This window comes from Bacillus cereus group sp. BfR-BA-01349 (assembly GCF_022663795.1).
Taxonomy (GTDB): domain Bacteria; phylum Bacillota; class Bacilli; order Bacillales; family Bacillaceae_G; genus Bacillus_A; species Bacillus_A cereus.
In genome coordinates this window covers 61,306-76,911 of sequence record NZ_JAKUGE010000022.1, presented here as the reverse complement: position 1 = coordinate 76,911, position 15,606 = coordinate 61,306, and the positions used below count along the sequence as shown (strand labels likewise).

The window sequence follows — 15,606 nt, the reverse complement described above, 5'->3', positions numbered from 1 at the left end:
ACTATAACATTACTGGAGGAATTCAATATGAAAAAATATGCTTTTATAACAGGTGCGAATAAAGGAATTGGATATGAACTTGTTCGTCAATTAGCAGAAAAAGATTATCACGTATTTTTAGGTGCTCGTAATGAACAACTTGGACAACAAGCCGTAGAATCTTTAAATGTTTCAAACGTTTCCTATATTCAAGTAGATATTTCAAATTCACAATCCATTCAAGAAGCAACAAAGAAAATTTACGAAACGACTGATCACTTACATTTATTAATTAATAATGCAGGCATAGCGCTAGACTTCAATATGCTACCTAGTGAATTAAATATTGAAACTTTACGCCAAGGATTTGAAGTTAATTTTTTTGGAACTTTCCAAATGATGCAAGCCTTTTCGCCATTATTAAAGAATTTAAGCAACAGTAAAATAATAAATGTAACAACTGACATGGCCTCACTAACAATGTTTGCTAATGGTGAAACACATCCAATTAATACACTAGGATATAATTCTTCAAAAACAGCTATTAATGCTTTAACATTAGCTTTTAGTAAAGAATTTGCTACTAACGGTCCAGAAGTATTTGGGGTAACTCCTGGTTTTACAACTACGGATCTTAATGGAAATTCCCCCGGTGGCCATACAACCACTGAAAGTGCTAAAATTATTATTAAATATGCATTAAGTGAAACAAACTATAATGGTAAAATACTAAATAAAGATGGCATTATACCTTGGTAATAAAAGGATGAATGATATGTATTATACAATTGGACAAGTCGCCAAAATGCAACACTTAACAATTTCTCAAATACGTTATTACGATAAACAAGGACTGTTCCCTTTTCTGCAAAGAAACGAAAAAGGAGATCGAGTTTTTGATGAAGAAGCACTGAAATATTTAGAGATGATTTTGTGTTTAAAAAACACTGGTATGCCAATTCAAAAAATAAAACAATTTATCGACTGGTCTATGGATGGAGAATCTACCATCTTTCAACGGTTAGAATTAATGAAACAACAGGAGACAAATGTCTTACAGCTCATTCAAGACACTGAAAAAAACTTAAAAAAGATACAACAAAAAATTGCTAAATATGAGAATGAAATAACTTCAGCAAATGCTATTAAAAAATAAAAAAATCACCTTCTACATATTGTAGAAGGTGATTTTTATTTTATGATGCTTGCTTTCCTTTATCTGCATCATCTACATACCAGATGAATTTGCCTGTATATCCGTAAATAACTGCTAAAATTAACGATACGAAGCTTAACCACATAAACGGAACGTATGAGAACGTTGCTACACCTAAAATACCAGCCATAAAAATACCATTATCAGACCATGGAACCATACCTGAAGTTAACGTTCCACCTACTTCTGAGTTACGCGCTAATACACGACGGTCTATTTTTAATTTATCATAGCCATCTTCCATAATTTTTGGTGTTAAAATTAGTGATACATACATCGCACAACCAAATATATTAGCTAAGAATGCCACGATTAATGTAGACAATGTTACATTACCTGCAGAATTTAATTTCTTCTCAAATTTTGATACGATTACTTTTAAAACACCTAGTTTTTCAAGTAATCCACCAAATCCTAAACCGAAAATAATAACGGCTACTGAGCCAAGCATGCCGTTAATTCCACCACGGTTTAATAACTTGTCAACAAATTCAACACCAGATTGAATTGAGAATCCGTTATAAGCTGTTCCAATCGCCTCTCCAAAGTTCATCCCTTGGAAAAGAGTTGCCCAAATTGCACCAATTAAAGCTCCCATTGCAATTGTTGGCATAGACGGTTTCTTCATCGCTAATAGAACGATAACAATGACCGCCGGAACAAGCATCCATATTTTAATATCAAATTGCTTTAATAAAGCTTCTTTTAAAAATTCTACTCGATTCAAATCTACATTATCGCCGCCATACATCCAACCAGCTACAGTAAACATAATACTAGTAATAATATAAGCTGGAACATCTAATACGAGCATAGCTCGAACGTGAGCAATAACATCTACTTTCGCCATAGAAGCTGCAAGAACTGTGCTATCAGAAAGTGGTGATAATTTGTCGCCGAAATAAGCTCCTGAAAGAACTGCACCAGCAACAAGCGGAAGTGGTAAACCAAGTCCTTCACCAATCGCCATCATAGCAATACCTGCTGTTCCCACTGTTCCCCAAGACGTTCCTGTTGCGATAGAAGTTATAGAACAAATAATTAATGTTGCTAATAGGAATATGCTAGGGTGAATAAATTCTAATCCATAATAGATTAATGTTGGTACTACCCCACCAGCAATCCATGTTCCAATTAAAGCACCTACTGCAACTAAAATCAGTATCGCTTCTAATCCGTTAGAAATCCCTTTCGTAATTGCATCTTGCAATTCTTGATAACGAAATCCTAATCTTAATCCAAGCGCAATTACTAAAAACCATGAAATAAATAGCGCTAATTGAATTGGGAGATCAAAAATCGTTTGGAAGGAAAAGACAACAGCAAGAAATAGTAATAAAAGAACTATGATTTCTAGCATCGATGGTAATCTTACACTTTTCATTTTTTTCTCTCCTTACAAGTCGATAACATGACGTATGTCGTCTTACATGTATGTAATATACAATTAGCGAAGACAAAACAAAATTTTCATATTATTTCGATTTATTTTTCCAGTATAATATATTCACAACCCTTTCTATTGTAAAAGTAGATTACGTTTTTCGCAATGAAAAATATAAAAAATGTTGTATTTTTATTTATCCCGATATTTTCGGCCAATAAGACCCCCGTCTCAAAATTCAGTAAGTGCAAAGCACTTAGGTAAGAAATTAACTACTGTAAAATTCCGAATTGATATGAAAGTATTAAAGCTTCACTTTATTTACAAAGAAAAATCCCATACTAACTTTTTTAATATTTGCTGCAATAAAACTTTTTACAACTATCTTCGCTTTTTAATTCACACCATTATTTTCTACATAAAAAATAGGGCACACATCATAAAAATGATGCATGCCCTATCTTTATTTATACATATTTTGTATTTCTTCTTTATTTTTAAGTATTTCCTCAAACTTATCACTACAACCCTTCGGAAATAACACTCCCAGTCCATATGAATGCGCAAATTGAAAATGAGGGTACTTCGCTTTTACCTCATCCCAAAACTTATATACGCCGAAATCACTACTTCTAACTTCAATATCATGAAATAATACAATACCGTTTTTCGCGACTTTCGGTAGCCATGTATTATAATCGTGAGAAACAGCTTCATACGTATGATAGCCATCAATATGCAAAAGATTTATCGTTTCATCTTGAAACCGGTCTACAGCATCATCAAAAGTAGATCGAATTAAATTTCCTATATTAAGGTAGTTATCGCTCACTACCTTTTCTACTATTTGAAAAACCCCTTCTCCATATGGACCTGTATGCCCATCTCCAGCCCAAGTATCTACTGCAAAGCATTTAGTCGATAACCCTCCATCTTTTACTCCCTGACAAAAACTAAAAAAGGAAGCTCCTAAATGTGTACCTAACTCAACTAAAGTTTCTGGTTTTTCAAATCGTACTAAGTCATATGCAAAATCTAAATGTCCACTCCACGCAGATTGTGACCGAATAATAGGACTAAATGTTTCAAATTCAAATGATGGTTTATGAGTAACCCAGTTCATCGCATAACTCCTTCTGCACATATTTTTAACAAACCAAATTACTCTTATCTTTATTTTTTTATCGCCTTGATTATGATTCTATTTCATGAAAATATGAAGAATTTATTCTTTTCTATTGAGGTAAAGCATCATATACATATGGGTCAGTTGGCTTATTAATTTTCTCGATTTTGTTTACTTTTACAAGTGGAAAAACTGTTCCTTTATATGTCGTTTCATCTAATAATCCTGTTATTTTCACCCATGTTTCTTCTGGAATTTTTTCAATATTTTTCCCGGTAACAATCATCCCCCAGACTGATGCATCCGCAATACAACAAGTTATGCCATATCGAGCCACTACTGCTTTATTACCCGTCACATCTTTATCCTTATATATAAACCCTAAGAATGTAATTTCTTTCCCTTTAAACCAATTAACATTTTGACCAATTACATTCATTGTTTCAACATAATCCTTATCCTTTACTTGTAGTTTACGCTGTCCTAACATACTTTTTACTACTTGCTCTTCCGTTTTATAAGTCGTTGCTAAATTTGATGTTTCTTCTGAATCAACTAATACTTCTCGCTCATCAAACTTAACCTGTTTCCCCTCTTTTTCGTTTCTTTCCAGACTTCTCGCCTGTACACTTTGATTCATACCCCTTTTTCCTGCTAAACTTCCATCAATTGTTACACTTCCAAAGAGAAAAGCACTAACTATCGGAACAACAAATAAAACATATACAAAGAAACTTTTTATCCCTGATTTTGATGTTGTATGATGTTTACAACAATTATAATCATGCTGTTTTTCTCTTCCATCCCCCCAAACTTGTACAATACCAAAAATTAAAATTACTACAAAAGCTATATACGTAAATTTGATCATTTTTGGAGCGATAAAATTATAAATATTCCCTGTTACAAGTAGTTTAAATAAGAGCATTGCTAAACCAATTAAAATAATGCCACGAATATAGCGATGATATGCCTTCTGCTCCTCTTTCTCCATTCTTTCTCACCTCCTATAACATTATGATTTGCACGATGGTATACACAGATACAATGACAATTCCCATCAAAAAGAATACAAATCTCTTTTGAAAATACGCAAATAGCATTAACGTATTTTTCATATCAAGCATAGGCCCAAACACAAGAAATGCGAGAAGTGCCTTTATCGAGAAAACATGTCCAAAAGACGCAGCTATAAAAGCATCGGCTGCAGAGCAAATTGATAAAACATAACCAAACCCCATCATAATAATGGGAGCAATTACTTCGTTATGTGCTACTGCATCCAGTACATTCCGATCAAAAAACGTTTGAAATACACTTGCTAAAAAAGCACCAATCAATAAATACTTACCAGTATCAAAAAACTCATCTACAGTGTGATTCATAACATCTTTCCAACTCTTTTTTTTGCTTGTTTGAACTGAAACCTCTACGTCTTTTAAAACATTTCTTTCGCGATAGCAATAATACACAATTAGACCTATGAATAGAGCAACTAGAATTGTTATCCCAAAGCGTGCATATACAACGTAATCATTTTTTTGAAACGCATATACAGTAGATAAAAAAACGACTGGATTCATAATGGGTGCACTCAGTAAAATAACAATGCCTACATGAAGTGGTAACCCCTTTTGAATGAGCCTTCTTACAATTGGTATAATGACACATTCACACATTGGAAAAAGAACTCCCACAAATACTGCTGGAATCATTGCAACAATTGGAGATTTCGGCATTACTTTTTGAATCATATCTTCCGTCACAAACACTTGAATAAATGAAGAAACAATTACCCCTAATAAAATAAAAGGTATTGCTTCAAAAATGATACTTAAAAATACCGTATTCACATTCAGCCATTCCTGCGGTATATTTTTGTGCAAATTTACTAGACTTGTAAAATCTACAAAAAATAATAAAAAGAGAAACATAGCGATAAGAGCTATGCCTACTAATTCTTTTGGAACTCTATTAAAGACCAAGCTTCTCGCCTCCATTTTATTTATATGTAAACATGTGCTTGTCCAAATCCTTCATACTACAGCACAAATTTTATAGTCTATTTCTATTCTTAAATCGTAATCATTATGATTTATTATTGATTTTTCTTTTCCTATCGTTTAATATAAAACGTAATCATTACGATTTAAAGGAGAGATCATTTCATGAAAAAAGTACCTATCACTGTATTAAGTGGTTTTTTAGGATCTGGAAAAACTACCTTACTACATCACATTTTGACTAATAAGAATAACTTAAAAGTAGCTGTTATCGTTAATGATATGAGCGAAGTAAACATTGATGCATCTCTTATAAAAAAGGGTGGTTTTTCACGTACGGAGGAAAAACTAGTAGAAATTCAAAATGGCTGTATTTGTTGTACACTACGAGAAGATTTAATGATAGAAGTGGATCGTCTTGTGGAAAATGGTGATATTGACTATATTATTATTGAATCTTCTGGTATAAGTGAGCCTATTCCAGTTGCTCAAACGTTTACTTATACAGACGAAGTTCTTACCATTGATTTAACGAAAAATTGTCGCCTCGATACGATGGTTACAGTTGTAGATGCAAATAGATTTTGGGATGATTTTGCAGATGGAGAAAGTTTATTAGACCGAAAACAAGCAATCGATGAGACTGATACCCGAGAAGTTATTGATTTATTAATAGATCAAATTGAGTTTGCAAACGTAATTATTCTTAATAAGATAGATTTGCTAGAAAAAGAAGATGTGATAGAGCTTCATCATTTACTAAAAAAATTAAATCCTAATGCAAAAGTTCTTGAATCTTCGTTTAGCAAAGTACCATTACAAGAAATTTTAAACACAAATCTATTTAATTATGAAGAAGCTAGTCAATCGGCCGGCTGGATACAAGAATTAAACAGTGATCATCATACACCGGAAACAGAAGAATATGGTATCACTTCTTTTGTTTACCGCCGCAAATATCCTTTCCATCCCGAGCGCCTTATGAATTGGCTAGAAAAATGGCCTTTAGATGTTGTAAGAGCGAAAGGATTCTTCTGGTTGGCATCTCGTAATAATATGATAGGGCTTCTATCTCAAGCAGGCTCCTCTATTACAATTCAAGGAGCCGGTGAATGGATAGCGGCATTACCTGAAACTGAAAAAAATCAAATGATTACAGAAGAACCAGAAGTATTGAAAAACTGGGATAAACAATATGGAGATCGAATAACCGAACTCGTATTTATCGGAATTGATATGAACTGTTCTTTAATTGAACAATCATTAGATGATTGTTTATTAACAGAAAAAGAAATGCAACAAAACTGGAATACATTTATTGATCCTATCCCGGCTTTTACTTATACTTCATAACAATTAATAAAAGGCTTCAGTAGAATGAAGCCTTTTTACTTTATAGCACTCTTATTTAATAGGTTTGCTTTAATTATGAATACAATTGTACCTAAAACAATTAATATAGCATATACGATACCAACTACATTACCTATTTTTTCTAAGCCAAGCGGTAATATTATAGTAGCAACTCCAACTATATAAGAAAATGCTCCTGAAAGCTTCGCTAATTTATTTTTATCTCCAACAAACGTTTCTTCTTGATATCCTGCTAACAAAAACAACCTCTTTTTCACATGTATTTGATACCCTAAAAAAATGATAAGTAACCCAACAAATAAACAAACTAAAAATCCAGCTAACATATACTCCCCCTCCTCTACAATATTTTACTATACATAAAAAACAAATTAGAAATTTCAGTTTATTAACACGTCATTCTGTGATATATTGCATATTGTATTCAATTTGTATTTTTAGAAAGGAGAATTTTAGATCATATGGATTCAAATCGATTAAAAGGAATTATAATGGTCATAATCGGTGCTTGTTTATGGGGCTTGTCTGGTACAGCTGCACAACAACTTTTTCAATATGACAATGTTTCAACCGAATGGTTAGTTACGATCCGTTTACTTATATCTGGAATTATTTTGCTCATTATTTCCTCATTCGGAACGAGAAAAAAAGAGATATTTAGCATTTGGAAACAAAAATCTGATGCTATTAAAATGATTTTGTTTGGTCTATTCGGTATGCTTGCTGTACAGTATACGTATTTCGCTTCAATTAAAGAAGGAAATGCTGCCGTGGCAACATTATTACAATATTTAGCTCCTATATTCATCACTGTATACTTACTTTTCAAATGGAACGTTCGTCCATCAAAAATTGATTTCATTTCAATTACCCTTTCATTAGTAGGCACTTTTCTCTTACTAACAAACGGGTCTGTCCATAACTTGGCTGTTTCTACACCAGCTATTATTTGGGGGATTTTATCTGGATTATCTCTCGCTTTTTATAGTTTATATTCAAAGGAATTGTTAGAAAAATGGTCTTCCTCCGTTATCGTTGGATGGGGCATGATTATTGGGGGTATTGGTGTAACGATTGTACACTTTATTTCTACAAACGAATTCATTTTATTATCAACTATGAAATATGTAAAACTAAGTACCCTACCGCTCATCACATTTGTCGTCATTTTCGGGACACTTATTGCCTTTTATTTATACTTAGACAGCATACGATACCTGACTCCGAAAGAAACAACATTATTTGGTTGCACAGAACCACTCGCAGCTATTATTTCTTCTGTACTTATATTGCAAGTGCCATTTCAATCTTTTCAGTTATTAGGCGCTTTTTGTGTCATTGTAATGGTGCTCATCTTAAGCCAAAAGCCGGATGAAGGGAAACAAAAATTAAAGCTTGTTCATGCAAAAAAGGAAAATATACAATGAAAGGATTGAATTCACTATGCCTGTCCCTCAAAATTATAAAAAACCAGGAAGAGTTTCAGCAAAATCACTCGTTTTAAATCAACTACAAAATTGGATTATTGAAGGTGTACTGAAGCCCAATGAAAAAATTAATGATGGGGAATTGGCTGAGGCACTAGGAGTAAGCAGAACACCTGTAAGAGAAGCACTTCAAATATTAGAGCTTTCTGGATTAGTGGAAATGGTACCAGGGCAAAAAACGAAAATTGCTCCTATTAAGTTAGACGACGTATCTATCATTTATGAAACGATGGCTGGTCTTCACTCTATTATAGGAAAGCAAGCTCTTCAAAACATTACAGACGCTGATATTCAACTACTTTCTGAAATAAATGAGCATTTTCAGCAATCTATAGAGAAAAAAAACGCAAAACAAGCTTTAGAATTAGATATACAATTCCACAATACAATTTCTTCTATTGCTAAAAACCAATATATTGAACCCTTTCTAGAAAATATGCAACTTCACGTTTTACGTCTTGAATATTTGTTTTTCCAAAACTTTGTTCCAGCAAGTCAATCTATTGAAGAACATCACTCTATCATTCAAGCATTACAGAAGCAGGACGAAAAACAAATGGAACAAATAATGACCCAAAACTGGCTCCGTCCCATGAAAGAAATACAAAAAATAATTTCTACGAAATAAAAAGAGAGCTGGTTACACAAAATCGTAACCAGCTCTCCTTTTACTAATCTATATAGCTACGCCTGAATATTTGCATAATCTTCCATATCTTCGTACTCTTTTTCCAATTCCTCTAAAGACAGCTCGTATAATTGTCGGTCGCGAATCTTAAACACACCTGCTCCAATTAACTCATCAATTAAATGCCTCTTACGATTTTCAACAGCAAAACGGAGTTGACTACTCATCTTTTAAAAAACTCCTTTCTACGATCATTGAAAATGACAATCACTATCAATTACCACTTTTGATTATAAAAGATGACTCTTTATAAGTAAAGTAATTTCATGAAATATTTACCTTGCAAAGTACTTGTGGCCACATTATATATATGTATGCCGCGCGAAAAATGTTATGACACTTTTTCTTATCCTTTTTCTTTCATACTTTGCAAGTTGTCTCATCATGATTAAATTCACCATCTATTTCTACTTGAATGGTGACATGTTCTACATGAAATTTCTCCTTTAATACATACGTAGCCTCTTTTAATACACTTTGCGTTTCATTCCCTTTAATAATAAGATGACATGTTAATACTTGAAAATCTGATGTGACAGACCATATGTGCAAATCATGAACTTCTTTGACAATCGGAATATTTAATAACGTACTTTTTACCTCTTCAACATTTATGTGCTGTGGTGCACCTTCCATTAATATATGAACCGTATCACGTGTTACACGCCATCCACTAATAATGACTAAAATAGACACAAGAATACTAGCAATCGCATCTGCAGCAGTCCATCCGAAAAATTTAATAAGTAACGCAGCAATAATCGCTCCGACGGAACCCAATAGATCGCCTAGTACGTGCAGGAAAGCACTTCTTAAATTCAAATTACCTTTCACATCTCCGCCTCTCATTAATATCCAAGCTGATAAAATATTAATAAGCAGACCAAGGACTGCAATAATAAGCATCCCATTACTAGCAATCTCAACTGGTTCTTTAAAACGACGGATTGCTTCAATAAAAATGTATACCGAAATGACAATAAGAACGACACCGTTACATAATGCTGCTAACATTTCGACTCGCTTATACCCGTATGTTTTCGCAGTTGTTGCTGTTTTTTCTCCGAGTTTAAACGCAAGTAAACTTAAAGCTAAAGATACTGCATCACTTAGCATATGCCCCGCGTCAGATAGTAGTGCTAAGCTATTTGTTACAAATCCCCCAACAACTTCTGCAATCATAAAACTTGTTGTTAGTAGGAAGGCAATTAGTAACGCCTTTTTATTTTTTGAATGACCATGATCATGCGAATGTCCCATACTTATACTCCTTTAAGTACAATATCTGTATGTTAGTATGAAACAAACTCCCCATCTTTATCCCGAATTGACTGATTGTAAACGCCCGCTTCCTCTGTATACACACTTCGCTATTTTTTAAACAATCCCTTTTTCTCAAATAAAACAAGACTACTTCTTTTTTATTTTCATATTGTTTACTAATGAAAGAATTTTTAAGGAGGTTACTTAAATGAAACGTTTATTTCTCTGTATGGAACGTGAACTTGTTGTAGTGAAAGAACACAATGATAACTATGAAACGACTTATCACTTACAAAATATGCAACCTACCTGTATCGCTGTTGATCCATTTCAAAAGAATCGTGTATATTGCGGAACATTTGGACGAGGTCTATGGTTAAGTGACGATAGTGGGGATTCATGGAGACCAATTGGAGATTCTTATCGTTACTTTGATTTCCCTAAAGAAGATGGTATTTTGCACTCCTCTATCACTTCCATAACAATAAGCTCAAATGAACAAGTTAACGGATATGGTGTCGTTTATGTCGGCACAGAACCGAGCGCTTTATTTCGCTCTGAAAATGGTGGTGAAACGTGGACTGAACTTAAAAATATGAAATCATTATTATCTTCTTATACGTGGGCATTTCCGCCTAGACCTTTTACCCATCACGTACGCTGGATTACAGTTGACCCAAATAACCCTAATACAATACACGTTTCAATCGAAGCTGGTGCTGTTATTCAAAGTAACGATAAAGGGCATACATGGATTGATAAAAAATTCGGTGCTCCTATCGATGCTCATCAATTACTTATGCACCCTGAAGCACCAAATCGCCTTTATGCATCATGTGGTGACGGATTTATGGGCGGACCTGATCGTGCTTATCTTGAGAGTTATAACAATGGAAACAGTTGGATCTCATGTAGTGCAGGACTTGAACATCATTATTTATACAGCATGGCTATCGATCCAGCTGATTGTGATACGATTCTCGTTTCTGCTGCGCCAAGTGCTGATCTCGCTCATCATCGTATCCCTTATGAATCTTATATTTATCGAAAAACGAAAGATACTCCGTTCCAGCAAGTACAACAAGGATTACCATCTGCAATCGGTACAGTCATTTCGATGTTTGCGACAAATGAAGCCGAACCACATACGTTCTACACGTTAAATAACAATGGCGTCTTTCAATCCAATGATAGCGGCGAATCGTGGGAACAACTAAATATTCCGTGGAAAGATGAGTATAAAACGCAGCATCCGCATGCACTATTCGTCACTAGTTCTTAACGAAAAAAGACTGCCTAAATGATTTTAGGCAGTCTTTCTTTTATTTCTTTAAATCAATGACAATATCATCTAACACAATATCTTTGCTCTTCGCTTCTTTTTTCGGCACTTCTATTTTCTTCTCTTTCCCATTCACATACTCTACTCCACCATGATTTTCAGGTGTATGTACTCGCAAGTGCACGCGAGGTGTAACGATAAGATTTGTTGCATTTTCGTTTAGTTTTTGGAAGGTGGCACTCCAACTACTTTTATGTGGCTCTGCTACTGTACTACTTCCGCCATTTCCTTCACTAGCATAATGATTTCCTAAATCATCTTTTATTTCTAACTCAACATCCGCACTATCCCATATACTTCTTAATACCTTAGATTCTTCCTGATTGAAAAAAACGATAAATGACATCGGGGTTACTTCCATTTTGTCTATATTTACTTTTATTAATTCATTTTCAGAAACCCCATTAACTTTTACTTCCTTACTATCCATTGCTTTTAAACTAAGTGCGAAATTCCAGTTTCCCTTTATTACATTACCTTCATAATCCAACTCAATTGCCTCTATATCCCACCAAACATTTGCAACATCTAACCTTTCACTACCATGACCACTCATCGTAGTCATACCTACATATTTTCCCTCTCCAACTTTTGTAACGTTCGAACTACCTCCTCCGCCATTAAAGCCCATAACTTGCGGACTTCCAAATGGGAACGGTTTCTCTCCTAAATCTTTTTCGCTCTCAATAGAATATGTAATTGTAATTGTTCTACCATCGAATACAGCATCATTAATTGTAACCTTAACCCCATTACTCTCTTTTGTCATATTCAACTCAGTCGAAAATTCCTTATAATTTTCATATAACCCCGTTCTACCATTATCTAAAAATCGGAATATGTCACCTACAATTGGCAATCCCCCGGCATATGTAGGAAAACCGATACCAAGAGTTGCAACCGATAATCCTACTAAAATAGATGCAGCAGCGACACCCTTCTTCCAACTTTTCATCTTTTTCTTCGTACGTATCGATTGTTTTACATTTCGTTTTACTTTTTCCTTTTCAATTTCAGAAGCCTCAATTTCTTCTAATTCTTTTTCATCTATATCAATATCATTTAATAGTTCATAAATGTCTTTCATATTGCACTACCTCCAAAACTAATTTTCGTAGCATTTTGTTGTAGTTTCTTTTTCCCCCGGTACACTCGATTATCAATTGCTGCCCGAGTTAATCCTAACTTGTCACCTATTTCCTCTGTCTTCATACCAAGTAAATATTTCATAATGAACACCTTTTGATCTAGCGGTTCTAATTGATTAATGAGCTTCAATAATTCTTCCCTATCTTCCATAACGATTAATTCGTCTTCTGCTGATTTTTCTGTACTGATATGAAACTCATCTGAAATGATTTCTACTGTTTTAGTCGATTTCCGGTAATAATCAATTGCTTTAAACTTCGCAATCGCTGCAATCCACTTTTTAAAATCACTCGGCTCTCCATGGAATTTATTTGCGTTATTCCAAATGGAAAGAAATATATCGTTTATACATTCCTCTATGAGTCCATCATTTTGAATGGGAAGTAGAACTTTATGCGTGATCCCCTTTATGAGTGGTAAGTATGTATCGACAACGAATTCTAACGCGTCTTCTTTTTGCCGCTGTAATCTTTTTATAAAATTTTTCTCATTTGATTTCATGTAGCGATTCCCCTTATTGTTTTGTAAAAGCTTTTACACCCTATATAACGTCTGAGAAAATTTTTTCTCTCATCTTTTTTATTTTTTGTATGTAATGGAATACTTTCCCTTAGCCATTTTCTCACATAACTATGCATTCAAAGAAAACTTTCTCAAGTCTGTAATTTAATTCATGTAGTACACTATTTATATAGTCACTCTTTAATTTAGTGTACATTTTATTTCATTAATCTATTTTAAAAATTAGGAGATGAGATGTGTATGTGTGGAATTACAGGTTGGGTAGATTGGAAAGAAGACCTTTCAAATCAACATGTTATTTTAAAAAAGATGGCAAATAGTATTCAGCATCGTGGTCCGGATGCTGAAGGATTTTGGTTTTCACCTCATGCGGCCTTTGCACACCGGCGTTTAATTGTAATTGATCCAGAAGGCGGGACACAGCCTAAGACATTTCGTGCTGGTGATTATACGTATGCTCTTACTTATAATGGAGAAATTTATAATTTCCGTGAACTGAGAGAGCAGCTTCAAAAATGTGGGCATGCATTTGAAACCCATTCAGATACAGAAGTATTACTACATGCTTATTTAGAATGGAAAGAAGACTGCGTACGACATTTAAACGGAATTTTCGCTTTTGCCTTATGGGATGATCAGAAGCAACAATTGTTTTTAGCACGAGATCATTTAGGTGTAAAACCACTCTTTTTTACAGAAAGAAATGGCAGTATTATTTTCGGCTCTGAAATTAAAGCATTATTAGCGCATCCATCTGTCCCTGCTGAAATTGATGCGAATGGAATAAATGAAATATTTGGATTAGGCTTATTTCGCACTCCAGGATGTGGCGTCTTTAAACATATTCAAGAAGTACGTGCTGGACATTCTATAACATTTACACGTCATAAAAAAGTAGTTACTAAGTATTGGAATTTAGAAAGTAAGTTCCATACAGACTCTATAGAAGATACATCTTCGCATATTTTATCTGTTTTACAAGATACAGTAAAAAGACAATTAATTGCCGATGTTCCTCTCGTTTGTATGTTATCAGGCGGATTAGACTCTAGCGGTATCACTGCACTTGCGGGTAAAGAATTTGCTGCTGAAAATAAAACACTTCATACGTATTCTGTTGACTTTGTAAATAGCGCAAAAGATTTCGAACTGACATTTGCTCGCACTGGTTTAGACGCTCCTTGGGTAAAACGCGTTTCTGAACATGTCGGGACAGCGCATCATGATATTATTGTGAATGCTGAAGAATTAGCAAATCACTTATTCGTTCCCCTTCATGCAAAAGATTTACCGAGTGCTGGTGAAATGGAAACTTCACTATATTTACTATTTTGCGAAATGAAAAAAGATGCGACCGTAGCTTTATCCGGCGAATCGGCTGATGAAGTATTCGGTGGATATCCTTGGTTTCATCAAGAAGAACTACTATATGTAGATAAGTTTCCTTGGCTAACAAATTGGAAAAACACATCTCCTCTTCTACTAAATGAAGTAAGTAACCAATGTAATCTAGAAGACTATATTGATACACGATTCCAAGAAGCGATACTTGAAGTACCTACTCTTGAAGGCGAAAGTAAAAAATCCGCGAAACAACGTCAAATGTTTTATTTATTTTTAACAAGATTCCTTCCTTTCTTACTTGACCGTAAAGATCGTATGAGTATGGCTGTTGGATTTGAAGTTCGTGTACCGTTTTGCGATTATAGATTAGTTGAATATTTATGGAATGTTCCTTTCAACATAAAAAGTATTGATAATATTGAAAAAGGCATTTTACGTAGAGCACTACAACCAGCTTTACCTGACGATGTACGCAATAGAAGAAAAAGCGCTTATCCAACTTCACAAGATCCACACTACTTACAAACAATCCGTAATTTAACACTTGATATGTGTAACAATAAAAACAATCCTATTTTCTCACTTATTAACCATTCCATCTTACTTTCAATTGCTGATCAAAGTAATAAAGTGATTAACAATTTTGAAGCAAGAAGTGCCATGGAGTATATGCTACAAGTAAATGAATGGTTGAAAACATATCACATCCATATTGCTTAACAAAAAGGA

16 protein-coding genes are annotated in these 15,606 nt (G+C 34.1%); 7 read left to right on the top strand and 9 right to left on the bottom strand.

All coding sequences use genetic code 11. The features are described 5' to 3' along the window. Positions 1 to 27: 27 nt before the first annotated feature. The gene (locus tag MR169_RS14140; protein ID WP_242319571.1) at positions 28 to 738 is read left to right on the top strand and encodes an SDR family NAD(P)-dependent oxidoreductase; all 711 of its coding nucleotides are present in this window, start codon (positions 28 to 30) and stop codon (positions 736 to 738) included. A gap of 16 nt (positions 739 to 754) precedes the next feature. Continuing rightward, a complete protein-coding gene (locus tag MR169_RS14135; RefSeq protein ID WP_065704419.1) occupies positions 755 to 1,135 on the top strand; it encodes a MerR family transcriptional regulator in 381 nt (126 codons plus the stop codon). Positions 1,136 to 1,175: 40 nt separating this feature from the next. Here the strand turns inward: MR169_RS14135 and nhaC are convergent, their stop codons facing one another. From nhaC to MR169_RS14115, 4 genes are all read right to left on the bottom strand, one after another. Further along, positions 1,176 to 2,579, bottom strand: coding sequence for a Na+/H+ antiporter NhaC (nhaC, locus tag MR169_RS14130; protein WP_242319570.1), 1,404 nt, complete (start codon positions 2,577 to 2,579; stop codon positions 1,176 to 1,178). A 463-nt stretch (positions 2,580 to 3,042) separates the two neighbouring features. Continuing rightward, positions 3,043 to 3,702, bottom strand: coding sequence for a class I SAM-dependent methyltransferase (locus MR169_RS14125; protein ID WP_001104673.1), 660 nt, complete (start codon positions 3,700 to 3,702; stop codon positions 3,043 to 3,045). Between the two features lie 112 nt (positions 3,703 to 3,814). Next, positions 3,815 to 4,699: a TIGR03943 family putative permease subunit gene (locus MR169_RS14120; RefSeq protein ID WP_242319569.1), complete on the bottom strand. Its 885-nt coding sequence runs from the start codon at positions 4,697 to 4,699 to the stop codon at positions 3,815 to 3,817. A gap of 13 nt (positions 4,700 to 4,712) precedes the next feature. Beyond that, positions 4,713 to 5,705 (bottom strand): permease, encoded by a 993-nt coding sequence (locus MR169_RS14115; protein WP_242319568.1) that lies wholly within the window; start codon positions 5,703 to 5,705, stop codon positions 4,713 to 4,715. A 168-nt stretch (positions 5,706 to 5,873) separates the two neighbouring features. Between MR169_RS14115 and MR169_RS14110 the strand changes: the two genes are divergently transcribed. Then, positions 5,874 to 7,061, top strand: a complete 1,188-nt coding sequence (locus MR169_RS14110; RefSeq protein WP_242319567.1) for a GTP-binding protein — start codon at positions 5,874 to 5,876, stop codon at positions 7,059 to 7,061. 35 nt (positions 7,062 to 7,096) lie between these two features. Here MR169_RS14110 and MR169_RS14105 read toward each other — a convergent pair whose 3' ends face one another. Further along, complete coding sequence (locus MR169_RS14105) at positions 7,097 to 7,408, bottom strand: DUF3784 domain-containing protein (RefSeq protein WP_000879375.1); 312 nt, start codon at positions 7,406 to 7,408, stop codon at positions 7,097 to 7,099. Between the two features lie 135 nt (positions 7,409 to 7,543). Here MR169_RS14105 and MR169_RS14100 point away from each other — a divergent pair, with 135 nt between their 5' ends. Both MR169_RS14100 and MR169_RS14095 read left to right on the top strand, forming a co-directional pair. After that, positions 7,544 to 8,509, top strand: coding sequence for a DMT family transporter (locus tag MR169_RS14100; RefSeq protein WP_000378087.1), 966 nt, complete (start codon positions 7,544 to 7,546; stop codon positions 8,507 to 8,509). Between the two features lie 16 nt (positions 8,510 to 8,525). Beyond that, on the top strand, positions 8,526 to 9,197 hold the full coding sequence (locus tag MR169_RS14095) for a GntR family transcriptional regulator (RefSeq protein WP_001145065.1): 672 nt from the start codon (positions 8,526 to 8,528) through the stop codon (positions 9,195 to 9,197). 56 nt (positions 9,198 to 9,253) lie between these two features. Here MR169_RS14095 and fbpA read toward each other — a convergent pair whose 3' ends face one another. Both fbpA and MR169_RS14085 read right to left on the bottom strand, forming a co-directional pair. Continuing rightward, the gene (fbpA, locus tag MR169_RS14090; RefSeq protein WP_000098302.1) at positions 9,254 to 9,424 is read right to left on the bottom strand and encodes a Fur-regulated basic protein FbpA; all 171 of its coding nucleotides are present in this window, start codon (positions 9,422 to 9,424) and stop codon (positions 9,254 to 9,256) included. Positions 9,425 to 9,617: 193 nt separating this feature from the next. After that, positions 9,618 to 10,517: a cation diffusion facilitator family transporter gene (locus MR169_RS14085; RefSeq protein WP_000510035.1), complete on the bottom strand. Its 900-nt coding sequence runs from the start codon at positions 10,515 to 10,517 to the stop codon at positions 9,618 to 9,620. 211 nt (positions 10,518 to 10,728) lie between these two features. Here MR169_RS14085 and MR169_RS14080 point away from each other — a divergent pair, with 211 nt between their 5' ends. Then, entirely contained in the window at positions 10,729 to 11,802 is a 1,074-nt protein-coding gene (locus MR169_RS14080; protein ID WP_000825299.1) for a WD40/YVTN/BNR-like repeat-containing protein, read from the top strand. Positions 11,803 to 11,842: 40 nt separating this feature from the next. Here the strand turns inward: MR169_RS14080 and MR169_RS14075 are convergent, their stop codons facing one another. Beyond that, positions 11,843 to 12,949 carry a DUF4179 domain-containing protein gene (locus MR169_RS14075; RefSeq protein WP_098283167.1) on the bottom strand — a complete coding sequence of 369 codons (1,107 nt, stop codon included), beginning with the start codon at positions 12,947 to 12,949 and terminating at the stop codon, positions 11,843 to 11,845. Then, positions 12,946 to 13,512 carry a sigma-70 family RNA polymerase sigma factor gene (locus MR169_RS14070; RefSeq protein WP_000840006.1) on the bottom strand — a complete coding sequence of 189 codons (567 nt, stop codon included), beginning with the start codon at positions 13,510 to 13,512 and terminating at the stop codon, positions 12,946 to 12,948. The genes MR169_RS14075 and MR169_RS14070 overlap by 4 nt, the downstream gene beginning before the upstream one ends. Positions 13,513 to 13,773: 261 nt before the next feature. On the opposite strand from MR169_RS14070, the gene asnB reads away from it, so the two are divergent. Continuing rightward, positions 13,774 to 15,597: an asparagine synthase (glutamine-hydrolyzing) gene (gene asnB / locus MR169_RS14065; RefSeq protein WP_144574795.1), complete on the top strand. Its 1,824-nt coding sequence runs from the start codon at positions 13,774 to 13,776 to the stop codon at positions 15,595 to 15,597. Positions 15,598 to 15,606 lie beyond the last annotated feature (9 nt).